Raw genomic sequence first — 15,263 nt, forward strand, 5'->3', positions numbered from 1 at the left:
CGGCTCCGTCTCGACGGCGGACGGCTCGGCGGCGACCGGCGCGCCGGCCTCGGCGGACGCTTCGGCGGCGGCCTCCTCGGCGGCAGCCGCGGCGGCCCGCTCCGCCTCCTCGGCCTCCAGCGCGCGGGCGTCCGCGACGGTCTGGACGGCCGCCAGCACCCCTCGGTAGCCGGTGCAGCGGCAGAGGTTGCCGCACAGCGCCTGCCGGGCCTCGACCTCGGTGGGCCGGTGGTTGCGCTGGAGCAGGTCGTGCACGGCCATCGCCATGCCGGGGGTGCAGTAGCCGCACTGCACGGCGCCGGAGGCGGCCAGCGCCTGCTGGACGTCGCTCGCGGCGCCCCCGGCCGACAGGCCCTCGACGGTGTTGATCTCGCTGTCGGCGGCCAGCGCGGCGGGCACCAGGCAGCCGGCCACCAGCTGGCCGTCCACCTGCACCGAGCAGGCCCCGCACTCGCCCTGCTCGCAGCCGTCCTTGGCGCCGGCCAGTCCGAGCCGCTCGCGCAGCACGTAGAGCAGGCTCTCGCCGATCCAGGCGTCGGTGACGGGCCGTTCGAAACCGTTGACCCGCAGCGTGTAGGAGGCGCACGGGCGCAGCTCCCGGCTGACCTGCGGAGCGAGGCCGAGCGGATCGGCGTCGAGGGTCTCGATGGGGTCTGTTGTCACTTCAGCGCCCTTCCCAGTGCCCGTCGGGCCAGCACCGATACGGTACGCCGCAGCCGAACGGCGGCCGCCGTCGGCCCCTCGGTCACGGCCTCCCAGGCGCCCTCGGCGCCGTAGTTGTCGGGGACGCAGGCGGCGGCCACGTACTCGCCGAAGGCGGCGCCGGCGGCCGGGTCGATCTCCCGGCTGCCGTCCCAGTCGATGCAGCCGGCCACCCAGGCCTCGGCCTCCAGCGGACGCAGTGGCACCGGGGCGACGGCACCGACGGCACAGCGCACGGCGCGCCGGGCCGGGTCGAGGACGAGCGCCACGGAGGCGGTGGCACGGGCCGGGCCGCTGCGGCCGGTGGCCTTGAGGAAGACCTGCGGCGCGTGCAGCAGCGGGACCCGCACCCAGGTGAGCAGTTCGCCGGGGCGGACCGGGTCGAGGCCGGTGAGCAGGTGGCTGACCGGCACCTCGCGGCTGGCGCCGGCCCGGGCGAGGGTGACGGTGGCCTCCAGGGCGGCGAGCACCGGAAGGGTGTCGCCGGCCGGGGCGGCGGTGACGATGTTGCCGCCGAGGGTGCCGACGTTGCGGACCTGCGGCGGGCCGGCGGTGCGGGCGGCGTCGGCGAGCGCGGGGATGAGCGCGGCGAAGTCGGGGCGGTCCATCCGGGCGTGGGTGAGTCCGGCGCCGAGCACGGCGGTGCCGCCGTCCTCGTAGCGCCAGCCGCGCAGTTCGGTGATCCGGCCGAGGCCGACCAGGGCGGCGGGGCGCAGCCGTCCGGCGTTGACGGCCTCCATGAGGTCGGTGGCTCCGGCCACCGGTACCGCGGCCGGGGCGGCGGCCAGCGCATCGACGGCCTCGTCGAGCGAGGCCGGCAGCATGATCGTCCGGTTCACCTGGGTCCCACCGTGCTCCACTTGCTCATCGATCGCCTGCCGCCCGCGGCCGCGGCCGCACTGTCCGCGTCAGCAGCCCGGCCTGGCCGTAGGGTACGGGCGATCGGGCCGGGTTGGGCAACTCTGGCACACAATGCTCGATGATCATTTCGGGACCGGTGAACGGGACTGCCCGATTGGGACGGATACCGGGCGGTATCTGCCCCGACCCTGATCGGGCCGAGGCAGATGTTCATCTGTTCTTGACGTCAGATGACCGCCCATAAGTTCCCGATGGACGCATCAGCGCACCGGAGCACCGGCTCAGCGCACCGGCGGCGGTCCCTCGATCGGCCGCCCCGCCACCCCGGGCCGGCGCTGCCACGGGCGCGGGCCGCCCATCGGGCGGTACTCGACGCCCAGCGCGTCCAGCACCTCCAGGTGACCGCGCAGCCGCCGCTCGAAGTCCGGGTAGTCGCGCTCGGCCGGCTCGGCGGGCAGCTCGGACCAGGCGACCTCGGCGAAGGCGACCAGTCGGGGGAAGGCCCGGTAGTCGACGTCCCGGGCGCTGTCCGCGAACTCGCTCCACAGGTTCGCCTGGGTGCCGATGACGTGCCGGGCGGCGGCCGCGTCCAGCTGCGCCGGGACCGGCTCGAAGCGGTAGACGTCCTCCAGCGTGCGCACGAAGCCGACCGGGACCGGCTCGTCCGGCCCGTCCGCCTGCCGGTGGTCGAGGTAGACGTGCTGCTCGGGGCACATCACCACGTCGTGCCCGGCCTCCGCGGCGGCGACCCCTCCGCCGAACCCGCGCCAGGACGACACGGCGGCCCCCGGGGCGAGACCTCCCTCCAGGATCTCGTCCCAGCCGATCAGCCGGCGGCCGCGCTCGGCCAGCCAGCGGTCGAAGTGCCGGATGAGGTGGCTCTGCAGCTCGTCCTCGTTGGCCAGGCCCAGCTCGTGGATCCGGGCCTGGGCGGCGGCGCTGTCCTTCCACTGCTCCTTGGGGCACTCGTCCCCGCCGAGGTGGATGAACTCGGACGGGAACAGCTCCAGGACCTCCTCCAGCACCCCCTCGAAGAAGCGCAGGGTCTCCTCGGAGGCGTTGAGCACGTGGGGGCTCACCCCCCAGTCCGTCCAGACGCCGAGCGCGGCGGTGTCCACCACGTCGGTGTTGCCCAGCTCGGGGTAGGCGGCGACGGCGGCCTGGGTGTGGCCCGGCAGGTCGATCTCCGGGACGACGGTGACCCCGCGCGCGGCCGCGTAGGCGACGATCTCGCGCAGGTCGTCCTGGGTGTAGTAGCCGCCGTGCGGGCGGTCGTCCCGGCGCTGCCCGGAGCGGTAGCCGACCATCGAGCGCTCCCGCCAGGCGCCGCGCCCGGTCAGCCCCGGGTAGCGCTTGATCTCCACCCGCCAGCCCTGGTCGTCGGTCAGGTGCAGGTGCAGCACGTTGAGCTTGTGCGCGGCCAGCAGGTCGACGAAGCGCAGCACGTCGGACTTGGGCAGGAAGTGCCGGGCGACGTCCAGCAGCGCGCCGCGCCAGCCGAACCGGGGCGCGTCCGCGATGTCCGCGCCGGGCAGCACCCAGCCCTCCCGCCGCAGCGGCGAGCGGCGGTACGCGTCCGGCCCGAGCAGCTGCCGCAGGGTCTGCGCGGCCCACAGCGCGCCGGCCGGGCCACCCGCGGCGAGCAGGGCGTGGCCGGGGCGCACCGTGATCCGGTACGCCTCGGCGGCCAGGGCGCCGTCCAGGACCAGTTCGATGCCCGTGCCCGGCCGGCCCGGGCCGAGCGGGAGCCCGGTGGCCGCGGACAGCGTGCCGCGCAGCCACCGCTCGGCGTCGGCCAGGCCGGGCGGCGCGGTCAGCGTGGTGGTGGCGTCGAGCGGGAAGTCCTCGTCCGGGCGCCGGACGGCACTCGAAGGTGCGGGAATGAGGTCCATTCCGACATCCTGCCCAGGCACGCCACGATTGGCATAGACCACGTCGAAAACGCGGTGCTATGCAAAACGGCGTTCCGCGGACGGCTACTGCTTGTCGCCGTCGCCGCCCTGCGGCTTCCCGATGCCGTCGTAGATCTCCTTGCACATCGGGCAGACCGGGTACTTCTTCGGGTCGCGCCCGGGCACCCACACCTTGCCGCACAGCGCCACGACCGGGGACCCGGAGAGCGCGCTCTCCATGATCTTGTCCTTCTGGACGTAGTGCGCGAAGCGCTCGTGGTCGCCGTCCCCGTGGGACACCTGCGGGACGGGCTCGACCAGGGTGCCGGTGCCGAGGCCGCGCTCGGGCTCAAGAGTGCTCATGGGTGCCAAGTCTATGGGCGCCCCCGGAAACCGGGCCAGTGTCGCGCCGCGCCCGGGCGCGTGGGGCGCCCGCTCAGTTCATCGTCGGGTCGTCCGGGTAGGTCGCCAGCAGGGCCAGCGGGCCGCGCTGGCGGCGCAGCACCGAGCGCCACAGCCGCTCCGGCTCGGGGCTGGAGACGTCCCCCGGCTCGCAGTCCACCAGGTACCAGGCGCCGCTCTCCAGCTCCGCCTCCAGCTGGCCCGGCGACCAGCCGGCGTACCCGGCGAAGATCCGCAGGCTCCCGAGTTCCCCGGCCAGCACCTCGGGCGGCGCCTCCAGGTCCACCAGGCCGATCGCGCCGTGCACCCGCCGCCAGCCGAGCGGCTCGCCGGAGCCCGGCTCCCCGGGGGCGACCGCCAGGCCGAGCGCCGAGTCCAGCGCCACCGGCCCGCCCTGGAAGACCACCGCGGGCTGGCCGACGAGTCTGCCCCAGCCGTCCAGCACACTGCCCACCTCGACCGGCGTCGGCCGGTTGAGCACCACGCCGAGCGCCCCCTCGGCGTCGTGGTCGAGGAGCAGTACCACCGCCCGGGCGAAGTTGGGGTCGGTGAGCACGGGCGTCGCGACGAGCAGACGGCCGGTGTGCGACCGGCCTCCGTGCGAATGGGCCGCCGTCATGCCACACATGATCCCGCAGAACGGCACCGGTCGGACACCGCAACACTCGAAACCCCGCCACGCCGGACGAACACCCGTACGGCCGAACCGGCGGGCGGGAGCGGGGCCGGAGAGAGCACCATCACGGGAGAGGCTCACGGGAACCATCGGCACGCCCACTACCATCTACGGATGGTGGACGCCCCTCTACGGTGCCGACTCGGATTCTCCGGGGGCCCGAACGCGCCCGTACGCACGTACCACCGGTCCACCAACGGTTCCGTCCCGGAGCCGTTCCCATTCCTCTGGCACCCCGGATTGCGAGAACGATGACCGACGACGTCCTGCTGGTCCACGGCGGAAACCCGCTCGAAGGCGAGATCCGCGTCCGCGGTGCGAAGAACCTGGTCCCCAAGGCCATGGTCGCCGCCCTCCTCGGCCAGGGCCCCAGCAGACTGCGCAACGTCCCGGACATCCGTGACGTCAAGGTGGTCCGCGGCCTGCTCCAGCTGCACGGCGTGACCGTGCGCACCGGTGACGAGGACGGCGAGCTGATCCTCGACCCCTCGCACGTCGAGAGCGCGAACGTCGCCGACATCGACGCCCACGCCGGTTCCTCGCGGATCCCGATCCTGTTCTGCGGTCCGCTGCTGCACCGCCTCGGCCACGCCTTCATCCCGGGCCTGGGCGGCTGCGACATCGGCGGCCGGCCCGTCGACTTCCACTTCGAGGTGCTGCGCCAGTTCGGCGCCACCATCGAGAAGCACCCCCAGGGCACCTACCTGGTCGCCCCGCAGCGGCTGCGCGGCACCAAGATCGAGCTGCCCTACCCCTCGGTCGGCGCGACCGAGCAGGTGCTGCTCACCGCCGTCCTCGCCGAGGGCGTCACCGAGCTGCGCAACGCGGCCATCGAGCCGGAGATCGTCGACCTGATCTGCGTGCTGCAGAAGATGGGCGCGATCATCACCCTGGGCACCGACCGCACCATCCTGATCACCGGTGTGGACGAGCTGGGCGGCTACACCCACCGCGCCCTGCCGGACCGCCTGGAGGCGGCCTCCTGGGCCTGCGCGGCGCTCGCCACCAAGGGCGACATCTACGTCCGCGGCGCCCGCCAGCTGGAGATGATGACCTTCCTCAACACCTTCCGGAAGGTCGGCGGCGCGTTCGAGGTGGACGACGAGGGCATCCGCTTCTGGCACCCGGGCGGCGAGCTCAAGGCGATCGCCCTGGAGACCGACGTCCACCCGGGCTTCCAGACCGACTGGCAGCAGCCGCTGGTGGTCGCGCTGACCCAGGCCACCGGGCTGTCCATCGTGCACGAGACTGTGTACGAGTCCCGGCTCGGCTTCACCGGCGCGCTGAACCAGATGGGCGCGCACATCCAGCTCTACCGCGAGTGCCTGGGCGGCACCCCGTGCCGCTTCGGTGCGCGCAACTTCCTGCACTCCGCGGTCGTCTCCGGCCCGTCCAAGCTGATCGGCGCCGAGCTGGTCATCCCGGACCTGCGCGGCGGCTTCTCGTACCTGATCGCGGCGCTGGCGGCCGAGGGCACCTCGACCGTCCACGGAATCGACCTGATCAACCGCGGCTACGAGAACTTCATGGAGAAGCTGCGGGACCTCGGCGCCCACGTCGAGCTGCCCAGTGAGCAGCTGGTCGACGCGTGACGAACGGTGGGGCCCGTCCGGCGGACAGGCCCCCACACGACGAGAGGCCGGGCTCCCCGCGGGGAGCCCGGCCTCTCGGGCGTTCAAGGGGTGACTCAGGCGCCCTTGGCGGCTTCCTTCAGCTTGGAGCCGGCGCTGACCTTGGCGCTGTAGCCGGCCGCGATCTGGATCGGCTCGCCGGTCTGCGGGTTGCGGGCGGTGCGGGCAGCGCGGTGGGTGCGCTCGAAGGTCAGGAAACCGGGGATGGTGACCTTCTCGTCGCCCTTGGCGACGACCTCGCCGACGATCTCGGCGAAGGCGGCCAGAACGGCGTCGGCGTCCTTGCGGGTCACCTCGGCGCGCTCGGACAGCGCGGCCACCAGCTCACTGCGGTTCATGTGTACTCCTGTGGTCTGTTCGCTTGCGGTGTGCGGGGGCCCATCGGTGCTCCACCGGGGGGCACCCGGATGGGCCGCAGGTCCGCACACTGTGCTCATGCAAGGCAATGCGTGGTCGCAGGCCGGGTCCGTACCCGATGCCGCGCGCCGGAGCCGTCGAAGGCCCGCCCGCCTGCCTGGGAACGAATCCTGCCCCGACCGGCCCCGAGAAAGCCAATCGGGCCCCGGCCGAGCCACCCGAACAAAGCCCGCCCGTTGGAGGTGTGACGCTCCGTCGGCTCCGGCGGACCGGGCGCGGGCGGCGGTCGGGACGACACGCCGGAAGACCAGGGGGACGTTCCGTACTTGTCGGACACGCCTGCCCCGTGCAGGGCTACCGTACGCCCTAGGCACGACAAGCCCAAACACGCCCCTCGCCCTTGTGTCGCAAGGGTTCGGGGCGGGCTTGGGCGAGTATGGCCGCTAATCGGACATTTGACCGATCGACGACACGTCGTCGGGGCCGGTCCTCAGAGCTTGACGGTGGGGAACGCGGAGGTGTCGAGGGTGCCGACGATGCCGGGGGTCGGACGGGACGGGGTGGGCGCCTGGGCGTCGGCCAGGGCGGCGTCGCGCACCGCGGTGGCGACGGTCTTGGCGACGTCCTTGTGGAACACGCTCGGGATGATGTAGTTGGCGTTCAGCTCGTCGTCGCCGACGGTGGTGGCCAGCGCCCGGGCGGCGGCGATCATCATCTCGGTGTTGACCGTGCGGCTCTGGGCGTCCAGCAGGCCGCGGAAGACGCCCGGGAAGACCAGCACGTTGTTGATCTGGTTCGGGAAGTCGCTGCGGCCGGTGGCGACCACGGCGGCGGTCTGCCGGGCTACGGCCGGGTCGACCTCCGGGTCCGGGTTGGCCAGCGCGAAGACGATGGCCTGCTCGGCCATGGTGGCCAGGTCGTCGCCGTCCAGGACGTTCGGGGCCGACACGCCGATGAAGACGTCGGCGCCCGCCACGGCCTCCTTGAGGCTGCCGGTGCGGCCCGAGCGGTTGGTGTGCTCGGCGATCCAGCGCAGGCTGTCGTTGAGGTCGTCACGGCCCAGGTGGACCACGCCGTGGACGTCCGCGACGGTGGCGTGCTCGACACCGGCGGCCAGCAGCAGCTTGAGGATCGCGGTGCCGGCGGCGCCGGCGCCCGACATCACCACGCGGATGTCGCCGATCTCCTTGCCGACCACCTTCAGCGCGTTGGTGAGGGCGGCCAGCACCACGATCGCGGTGCCGTGCTGGTCGTCGTGGAACACCGGGATGTCCAGGGCCTCGCGCAGCCGGGCCTCGATCTCGAAGCAGCGCGGCGCGGAGATGTCCTCCAGGTTGATGCCGGCGAAGCCCGGGGCGATCGCCTTGACGATGGCCACGATCTCGTCGGTGTCCTGGGTGTCCAGGCAGATCGGCCAGGCGTCGATCCCGGCGAAGCGCTTGAACAGGGCCGCCTTGCCCTCCATGACGGGCAGCGCGGCCGCCGGGCCGATGTTGCCCAGGCCCAGCACCGCCGAGCCGTCGGTGACCACCGCGACGCTGTTGCGCTTGATGGTCAGGCGGCGGGCGTCCTCGGGGTTCTCGGCGATCGCCATGCAGACCCGGGCGACACCCGGGGTGTAGATCATGCTGAGGTCGTCACGGTTGCGGATCGGCAGCTTCGAGGACATCTCGATCTTGCCGCCGAGGTGCATCAGGAAGGTCCGGTCCGAGACCTTGCCGATCGACACGCCGTCGATCGCCCGCAGCTTCTCGACGATCTCCTCGCCGTGCGCCACCGAGGAAGCCGCCACGGTCACGTCGATCCGCAGCGCCTCCAGGCCGGAGGCGGTGACGTCGAGACCGGTCACGGATCCGCCGGAGGACTCCACGGCCGTGGTGATCGCACTGACCGCGTTGCCGCGGGCCGGGACCTCCAGTCGCACCGTGATCGAGTTGGAGACACTGGGCACGGTCGCCATCGACGCTTCCTTCTTCCGTCTGTCCCGCAGGCTCAACATTTTGTTGAAGTCATCGCCTGCGCATGCTAGACCTCGATCGTCGCACCTTCCAAGGGATTGCCAGAAATAACGTTCATTGAGTGTGCGGATCCGACAACCGGGCCCGACCGCCCGCAGTCTTCCGCCGTCCACTCCTTGCCTCAGCGGGCCGATGCGTTACATTGGACAGGCACCGGCCCGATCCAAGCCCCCGGGCCCAACCTTCGTCCCTCAGAGGGACCACTTGCCGCGAGGCGAGCATGGCGGGTCGGTGTTCCAAACGTCTGAAGGCCCCTCACCATCGGTGAGGGGCCTTCGTCATGGGCGGGTCAGCCGCGCAGCAGCGCGGGCACACCAGCCGCGTCGGGCAGGTCGTCCGGGCCGGACAGCACGGTCAGCCGCTGGGTCGCCCGGGTCAGCGCCACGTAGAGCACCCGCAGGCCGGCCTCCGACTCACCGGCGATGCCGGTCGGGTCGGCGACCACCGTCGCGTCGTACTCCAGGCCCTTGGCCTCCAGGCTGCCCAGCGCCACCACGCGCTCGCCCAGGCCCTCGGTCCAGCCGGCCGCCTCGGCCCGACGGTCCATCGGCACCACGATCGCCACCGTCCCGTCCACCTCGCCCAGCAGGTGCTCCAGCTCGCCCCGGGCTGCCTTGCCGAAGGCCTCCGGCGCGGGGTCGGTGACGGCCGCGAAGCGCGGCTCCACGCCGACGTGGCGCACCGCGCTCGGCGAGGGCGTGCCCGGCGCGGCCAGCGCCAGCACCGTGGCCGCGACCTCGGCGATCTCGGCCGGGTTCCGGTAGTTCACGGTCAGTGTGAAGCGGCGGCGCGGCTTGCCGGCCAGTACCTCGTCCAGCGCGGCCTGGGCCTCCTGCGGGAACGGCCAGGAGGACTGCGCCGGGTCGCCGACGATGGTCCACGTGGCCATCCGGGACCGGCGGCCGATCATCCGCCACTGCATCGGGGTGAGGTCCTGGGCCTCGTCCACGATGACGTGGGCGTACTCCTTGCGCTCCACCGGCTGGCGGTCGCGCCGGCGGGAGCTGCGGTCGGCGAAGGTGGTGACCTCCTCCAGGCCGCTCAGCAGGTCCACCGCGTCCACCTCGCGGACCTTCGGCCGGGCCGGCTCGCCGAGCAGCACCTGCAGCTCGTCCACCAGCGCCACGTCGTGCGCCGACAGCGCGCCCTCGCCCTCCGGGGACAGGTGGCGCCAGGAGGCCGCCAGCAGCCTCGCCTCGTCCGGCGTGACGGCTCGGCGGGCGATCCGGTTGGTGTGCCGGGCCTGCTTGAGCGTGCCGAGCACCCGGCGCGGGCTCAGGGCCGGCCACCAGGCGTCCAGGAACTCCAGGAAGGACGGCTCGTCCGAGACGTAGTCGTCGAAGGACTCCTTCTCCTCCTGGCGCTGCTCCCGGCCGTAGTGGTCGGTGGGCCTGGGCAGGTGCCGGGTGGCCTCCTGCCACAGGGCGTCCAGCAGCAGTCGGCGGGCACGCGGACGCAGCAGGTTCAGCGGGGTGCCGCCTGAGCCCACCACGTTGCCGCGCACGGCCCGAAGCCGGCCCGCGTCCAGCTTCAGCACCTCGCCGCGGGCGACCACCTTGAGCTCCTGCGGGGCACCCAGCTCCAGCGCCGCCCGGGCGGCCCGGCGCAGCAGCTGCACCATCCGGGCCGAGCCCTTGACCCGGGCCGCCTCCGGGGTGTCGTAGGTGCCCGCCTCGATGCCGTCCACCAGCGAACCGACGGCGCGGATGGCGACCTGGCCCTCCTCGCCGAGCGAGGGCAGCACGCCCTCGGTGTACGAGACCAGCAGCGGGGTCGGCGAGACCACCAGGATGCCCCCGGCGTAGCGGCGGCGGTCCTGGTAGAGCAGGTACGCGGCGCGGTGCAGGGCGACGGCGGTCTTGCCGGTGCCGGGGCCGCCGGTGACGAGCGTGGCGCCGGCCGCGGCGGCGCGGATCACCTCGTCCTGCTCCTTCTGGATCGAGGAGACGATGTCGCGCATCGAGTGGCTGCGGGCGCGGCCGAGCGAGGCCATCAGCGCGCCGTCGCCGACCACGGCCAGTTCCTCGCCGTCCAGGGTCGGGGTGAGGTCGGGGCGCAGCAGGTCGTCCTCGACGCCGATCACCTTGCGGCCCTTGGAGCGGATCACCCGGCGGCGGATCACCCGGCCCGGCTCCACGGGGGTGGCGCGGTAGAACGGCGCGGCGGCGGGCGCCCGCCAGTCGATCACCAGCGGACCGTACTCGGCGTCCAGCACGCCCAGACGGCCGATGTGGAGGGTCTCGGCGACGGCCGGGTCGGCCGGGTCGAGCGGGGTGTCGGACGGGATGCCGTGCTCCTCCGGGGCGTCCGCCCGCTGGAGGTCGATCCGGCCGAAGAGGAAGTCCTCGAACTCGTTGTTGAGGCGCTGGAGGTGCGCGCCGGCCCGGTACACCTGGGCGTCACGCTCGGCGAGGGCGCCGGGGGTGCCGACGTGGACCCGCTTGGCGGCGTCCTCCAGGATGTACTCGGCCTCGGCGAGCTTCTCCTCCAGCCGGTGGTAGACGGTGTCGAGGTGCTGCTGCTCACCGGCGATCTCGCGCTCGCGGACGGTCTCGTGATCGGCGGTGGGGGTGGTGTCCGTGTTGCTCTGCATGGCCTCGGGGTTTGCGGCGGGGTTGCGGCGGAATCCGGCTCCGGAAAACGAGCGGACGGATGATCCTACGCCCGGGCGGGCGGGCGCGCCGCACCGGGACGGTGAAAGTGCGAAGGCCGCCCACCGCGTGAGCGGTGGACGGCCTTCGGTGTGAACATGGGGTGGTGGAGATGCCGGGAATCGAACCCGGGTCCAGTGGAGTTAATTCAGGGCTTCTCCGAGCGCAGTCCGCTGTGCTTTTCTCGGCCCTGGCGGTCACGCGGACAAGCCGCCAACAGGCCCAGCTGCTGTTTGATTTCCCATCCGCCCCCGCAGCCCGGGCGGACGGTTGAGTTCCCTAGATTATGCCAGGGTCCGGGTCGGGAACTCCCCGGTCTGACACCCAAGCGCTATCGGTGCTTATTAGGCAGCGAGAGCGAACTGCTGGGAATCGCGCTTAGAGTTGGCGATTATTTTTTTGCGACACGTGGTTAACGAGATCATTGCCGCGTTCCTCGGCTCGCTTCCCCTGTTTCAACATCCCCTGTCGAAACCGATCATCCCCATGTTTTTTTGAGAAACAGCTCGGACGGTGACCGTCCGTGTTGCTTGCGCCATAGTACGCGAGGCGACGGGCGGGGGTCCAGCGGATTAACCCCGCTGGCGCCGCCGGGCCGCCGCCACCGCGCGGGCCGCCTCGCGGGTGTCCTGCTTCTCGCGGAGCGTCTGGCGCTTGTCGTACAGCTTCTTTCCGACCGCGAGCGCGAGCTCCAGCTTGACGCGGCCGTCCTTGAAGTACAGCGACAGCGGGACCAGGGTGTGGCCCGCGTCGCGGACCTTGGTCTCGATCTTGCGGATCTCCAGCTTGTGCAGCAGCAGCTTGCGCTTGCGCCGGGCCGCGTGGTTGGTCCACGTCCCCTGGGTGTACTCGGGGATGAAGACGTTGTCGATCCACGCCTCGTGGTTCTGGATGTACGCGTAGCCGTCGACCAGGTTGGCCCGCCCCTCCCGCAGCGACTTGACCTCGGTGCCGGTGAGGACGAGGCCGCACTCGTAGGTGTCGAGGATCGTGTACTCGTGTCGCGCCTTCTTGTTCTGCGCGATCAGCTTCTGTCCGGTTTCCTTTGCCATAGCGCGGTCATTCTCGCACTTCGGGGCCGGATCGGGCAGCTGCTTTAGGGGCCGTCCGGCCGCTCAGGACCGGGTCCCGAGTCCGGCGAGGACGCGCAGGGCCAGCGCGTCGGTGTCCTCGCCCGCGGCGGCCGGGACGTCCGGGGTCAGGCCAGTGCCGTCCAGGGAGCGTCCGGACGGCGTGTGGTAGCGGCCGACGGTCATCTCCAGCACGGCGCCGTCGGCGAGCCGGCTGGGCTGCTGGACGGTGCCCTTGCCGAAGGTCCGCGAGCCCACCACCACGGCGCGGCTGCGGTCCTGCAGGGCGCCGGCGAGCAGTTCGGCGGCGCTCATCGTACCGCCGTCCACCAGCACCACCAGCGGGGTGCGCCCGTCGCCGCCGGGCGGGGCGGTCAACTCCCTCGTCCCACCGCGCTCCTGGTACGAGCCGACCGGTCCGCCGTCCAGGAGGCTCCCGGCCGTGCCGACCGCCTCGTCCACCAACCCGCCGGAGTTGCCGCGCAGATCGAGCACCACACCGGTGTGCGGGGCGCGCAGCGCGGCGCGCACCTGGTCGGCCACGCCGCTGGTGAAGGCCCGGACGGTGATCCGCAGCACGCCGCGGTCCAGGTGCTCCGCGGTGACCTGCCGGCTGTCCAGCAGCACGCGTTTCAGCCGCAGTTCGCGCACCTCGCCGTCGCCGCGCCGCACGGCCAGGGTGACCTCGGAGCCGGCCCGGCGCTCGTCGCCCTGCCCGCGCAGCCGGGCGACCACCTCGGTGACCGGCAGCCGGTCGGCCTGGTCCTGGCCGATCCGCAGCAGCCGGTCGCCGGGGGCGATCCCGGCCTGGGCGGCCGGTCCGGCCGGGGTGACCTGGGAGACCTCGGTGACGCCGTCCTCGCCGCGGCCGACCGACAGGCCGACCCCGGGGTAGCGGCCGTCCAGACCCTGGCTGAACTCGGCGTACTCCTGGGCGCTGTAGTAGGCGCCCCAGCGGTCGCCGCCGGCCGCGAGCAGGTGCTCGGCCTGCTGCTCGGACAGCGCCTTGCCGGACGGGTCCGCCGGGAGCCCGGCGGAGGCCGGCGCCAGGTCGGCGGACGCGCGGCGCGGCGGGTCGTTCGGGTCGCCCCAGGCACCGGTGGCGGCGCCGGCCAGCAGCACGGCGCCGAACACCAGGCTGAGGGCGGCCACCTGACGCGCCCTGCGCGGAGTTTGCAGCATGGCACCGGAGTGTAGACACCGCACCGCGAGCGGCGGGCCGGAACGGGGAGGGCGGAACGGCGACGGCCCCGTACGGCGCAGTGCCGTACGGGGCCGAAGGAACCCGCGGGGGTCAGACCTTGAGGTACTTGCGCAGCGTGAAGAACGCCGCGATGCCGGCCATGCCCATACCGACCACGACCAGCAGCGGGATCACCGCCAGCACCGAGCTGAGGCCGATGAAGTGGATGAACTGCACCCGGTCGGCCAGCCAGTTCTGGACGAAGAAGTGCCCGCCGATCAGCAGTCCGGAGGCCAGCCCCGCGCCGAGCAGCGCGGAGAACGCGGCCTCCGCGATGAACGGCATCTGGACGTAGAAGTTCGAGGCACCGACCAGGCGCATGATGCCGGTCTCGCGCCGCCTGCTGTACGCCGACACCCGGACGGTGTTGACGATCAGCAGCAACGCGACGAAGAGCATCAGCACCATGATCACGAACGCCGCCGTCTGCAGGCCGTTGAGCAGGCCGAACAGGTTCTCCAGGATCTTCCGCTGGTCCTCGACCGACTTGACGCCGGGCTTGCCCGCGAAGGCGCTCTGGATGACGTCGTACTTGGTCGGGTCGTTGAGCTTCACCCGCCAGGACTGGGGCATGGCGTCCGGACCCAGGACGGAGATGAGCGGGTTGTCCGGGTTCATCTCCTTCCAGTGCTTGTACGCCTCGGCGGAGCTCTCGTAGGTGGACGACTGGACCACCGAAGTCATCTTGTCCAGCTGGTCCTTGATGTCGTGGACCTGCTGGTCGGTGGCCGCGCCCTTGTCGCACTGCGGCGAGTTGCGGGCATCCGCCTTGGTGCAGAAGTAGATGCTCACCTCGACCTTGTCGTACCAGTACCCCTTCATGGAGTTCACCTGGTCGCGGACCAGGAGCGAGGAACCGGCGAGGGCGAGGGAGAGCGCGACGCTGACCACGACCGCGATGGTCATGGTCAGGTTGCGTCGGAGACCCACACCGATCTCCGACAGGACGAACTGGGCACGCATGCGGGAAACAACTCCAGGGTCGGTACTGCGCGGTCTGGCGGTCGGGCCGGCGGCCCCACGGGGTTCAGCGCTGGTGGGTCAGTGCTGGTATCCGTAGACGCCGCGGGCCTGGTCGCGGACGAGCAGCCCCTTGTCGAGTTCGATGACTCGCTTGCGCATCTGGTCGACGATGGCCTGGTCGTGGGTGGCCATCAGCACCGTGGTGCCGGTGCGGTTGATCCGGTCGAGCAGCTTCATGATGCCGACCGAGTTCTGCGGGTCGAGGTTGCCGGTGGGCTCGTCCGCGATGAGCAGCATCGGGCGGTTCACGAACGCCCGGGCGATCGCCACGCGCTGCTGCTCACCACCGGACAGCTCGCCCGGCATGCGGTCCTCCTTGCCGCCGAGGCCGACCAGCTCCAGCACCTCGGGCACCACCTTGTTGATGGCGCTCTTGGGCTTGCCGATCACCTCCAGCGCGAAGGCGACGTTCTGCGCGACCGTCTTGTTCGGGAGCAGGCGGAAGTCCTGGAAGACGGTGCCCAGCTGGCGGCGCATGTGCGGCACCTTCCAGTTGGACAGCTTGCCCAGGTCCTTGCCCAGCACGTGCACGGCACCCGTGGACGGGCGCTCCTCGCGCAGGCACAGGCGCAGGAAGGTGGACTTGCCCGAGCCGGACGAGCCGACCAGGAAGACGAACTCACCCTTCTCGATCTCCAGCGAGACGTTGTCCAGGGCGGGACGGTTCTGCTTGGGATAGGTCTTGGAGACGTTGTCGAATCTGATCACGGCTGCATCACGGAGGCCATCCTAGGCGG

12 protein-coding genes, 1 other RNA gene and 1 pseudogene are annotated in these 15,263 nt (G+C 72.0%); 1 reads left to right on the plus strand and 13 read right to left on the minus strand.

Going from position 1 to position 15,263, the window contains the following annotated elements; genetic code table 11:
- Positions 1 to 21 precede the first annotated feature (21 nt).
- From HS99_RS48680 to HS99_RS08795, 5 genes and pseudogenes are all read right to left on the minus strand, one after another.
- A pseudogene (locus HS99_RS48680) lies at positions 22 to 588 on the minus strand ((2Fe-2S)-binding protein); the annotation flags it as partial.
- 71 nt (positions 589 to 659) lie between these two features.
- Entirely contained in the window at positions 660 to 1,526 is an 867-nt protein-coding gene (locus HS99_RS46420) for an FAD binding domain-containing protein (RefSeq protein WP_046385723.1), read from the minus strand.
- A 318-nt stretch (positions 1,527 to 1,844) separates the two neighbouring features.
- On the minus strand, positions 1,845 to 3,455 hold the full coding sequence (locus HS99_RS08785; protein WP_030283996.1) for a beta-N-acetylhexosaminidase: 1,611 nt from the start codon (positions 3,453 to 3,455) through the stop codon (positions 1,845 to 1,847).
- 84 nt (positions 3,456 to 3,539) lie between these two features.
- Entirely contained in the window at positions 3,540 to 3,818 is a 279-nt protein-coding gene (locus HS99_RS08790) for a DUF3039 domain-containing protein (protein ID WP_030283993.1), read from the minus strand.
- A 73-nt stretch (positions 3,819 to 3,891) separates the two neighbouring features.
- Entirely contained in the window at positions 3,892 to 4,485 is a 594-nt protein-coding gene (locus HS99_RS08795) for a YqgE/AlgH family protein (RefSeq protein ID WP_030283990.1), read from the minus strand.
- Between the two features lie 299 nt (positions 4,486 to 4,784).
- Between HS99_RS08795 and murA the strand changes: the two genes are divergently transcribed.
- Positions 4,785 to 6,125, plus strand: a complete 1,341-nt coding sequence (gene murA / locus HS99_RS08800; protein ID WP_030283988.1) for a UDP-N-acetylglucosamine 1-carboxyvinyltransferase — start codon at positions 4,785 to 4,787, stop codon at positions 6,123 to 6,125.
- 95 nt (positions 6,126 to 6,220) lie between these two features.
- On the opposite strand, the gene HS99_RS08805 is transcribed toward murA, so the two are convergent.
- The 8 genes from HS99_RS08805 to ftsE all read right to left on the minus strand — a co-directional run bounded on the left by HS99_RS08805 (position 6,221) and on the right by ftsE (position 15,234).
- Positions 6,221 to 6,502, minus strand: coding sequence for an HU family DNA-binding protein (locus HS99_RS08805; protein ID WP_030059737.1), 282 nt, complete (start codon positions 6,500 to 6,502; stop codon positions 6,221 to 6,223).
- A gap of 509 nt (positions 6,503 to 7,011) precedes the next feature.
- Complete coding sequence (locus HS99_RS08810; RefSeq protein WP_037829531.1) at positions 7,012 to 8,481, minus strand: NAD-dependent malic enzyme; 1,470 nt, start codon at positions 8,479 to 8,481, stop codon at positions 7,012 to 7,014.
- 347 nt (positions 8,482 to 8,828) lie between these two features.
- Positions 8,829 to 11,132 (minus strand): HelD family protein, encoded by a 2,304-nt coding sequence (locus HS99_RS08815; RefSeq protein WP_030553249.1) that lies wholly within the window; start codon positions 11,130 to 11,132, stop codon positions 8,829 to 8,831.
- Positions 11,133 to 11,294: 162 nt separating this feature from the next.
- Positions 11,295 to 11,676: a transfer-messenger RNA gene (gene ssrA, locus HS99_RS08820) on the minus strand.
- An 86-nt stretch (positions 11,677 to 11,762) separates the two neighbouring features.
- A complete protein-coding gene (gene smpB / locus HS99_RS08825) occupies positions 11,763 to 12,242 on the minus strand; it encodes an SsrA-binding protein SmpB (protein WP_030283981.1) in 480 nt (159 codons plus the stop codon).
- Between the two features lie 63 nt (positions 12,243 to 12,305).
- The gene (locus HS99_RS08830; RefSeq protein ID WP_078938580.1) at positions 12,306 to 13,442 is read right to left on the minus strand and encodes a S41 family peptidase; all 1,137 of its coding nucleotides are present in this window, start codon (positions 13,440 to 13,442) and stop codon (positions 12,306 to 12,308) included.
- Between the two features lie 112 nt (positions 13,443 to 13,554).
- Positions 13,555 to 14,466, minus strand: a complete 912-nt coding sequence (ftsX, locus tag HS99_RS08835) for a permease-like cell division protein FtsX (RefSeq protein WP_030283977.1) — start codon at positions 14,464 to 14,466, stop codon at positions 13,555 to 13,557.
- 78 nt (positions 14,467 to 14,544) lie between these two features.
- Positions 14,545 to 15,234: a cell division ATP-binding protein FtsE gene (gene ftsE / locus HS99_RS08840; RefSeq protein WP_030059730.1), complete on the minus strand. Its 690-nt coding sequence runs from the start codon at positions 15,232 to 15,234 to the stop codon at positions 14,545 to 14,547.
- Positions 15,235 to 15,263 lie beyond the last annotated feature (29 nt).

The organism is Kitasatospora aureofaciens, assembly GCF_001188955.3.
Taxonomy (GTDB): Bacteria; Actinomycetota; Actinomycetes; order Streptomycetales; family Streptomycetaceae; genus Kitasatospora; species Kitasatospora aureofaciens.

Coding starts and splice junctions, on each gene's coding strand:
- HS99_RS46420 (WP_046385723.1), bottom strand. CDS start 1,526: ATGCTGCCGGCCTCGCTCGACGAGGCCGTCGATGCGCTGGCCGCCGCC.
- HS99_RS08785 (WP_030283996.1), bottom strand. CDS start 3,455: ATGGACCTCATTCCCGCACCTTCGAGTGCCGTCCGGCGCCCGGACGAG.
- HS99_RS08790 (WP_030283993.1), bottom strand. CDS start 3,818: ATGAGCACTCTTGAGCCCGAGCGCGGCCTCGGCACCGGCACCCTGGTC.
- HS99_RS08795 (WP_030283990.1), bottom strand. CDS start 4,485: ATGTGTGGCATGACGGCGGCCCATTCGCACGGAGGCCGGTCGCACACC.
- murA (WP_030283988.1), top strand. CDS start 4,785: ATGACCGACGACGTCCTGCTGGTCCACGGCGGAAACCCGCTCGAAGGC.
- HS99_RS08805 (WP_030059737.1), bottom strand. CDS start 6,502: ATGAACCGCAGTGAGCTGGTGGCCGCGCTGTCCGAGCGCGCCGAGGTG.
- HS99_RS08810 (WP_037829531.1), bottom strand. CDS start 8,481: ATGGCGACCGTGCCCAGTGTCTCCAACTCGATCACGGTGCGACTGGAG.
- HS99_RS08815 (WP_030553249.1), bottom strand. CDS start 11,132: ATGCAGAGCAACACGGACACCACCCCCACCGCCGATCACGAGACCGTC.
- smpB (WP_030283981.1), bottom strand. CDS start 12,242: ATGGCAAAGGAAACCGGACAGAAGCTGATCGCGCAGAACAAGAAGGCG.
- HS99_RS08830 (WP_078938580.1), bottom strand. CDS start 13,442: ATGCTGCAAACTCCGCGCAGGGCGCGTCAGGTGGCCGCCCTCAGCCTG.
- ftsX (WP_030283977.1), bottom strand. CDS start 14,466: ATGCGTGCCCAGTTCGTCCTGTCGGAGATCGGTGTGGGTCTCCGACGC.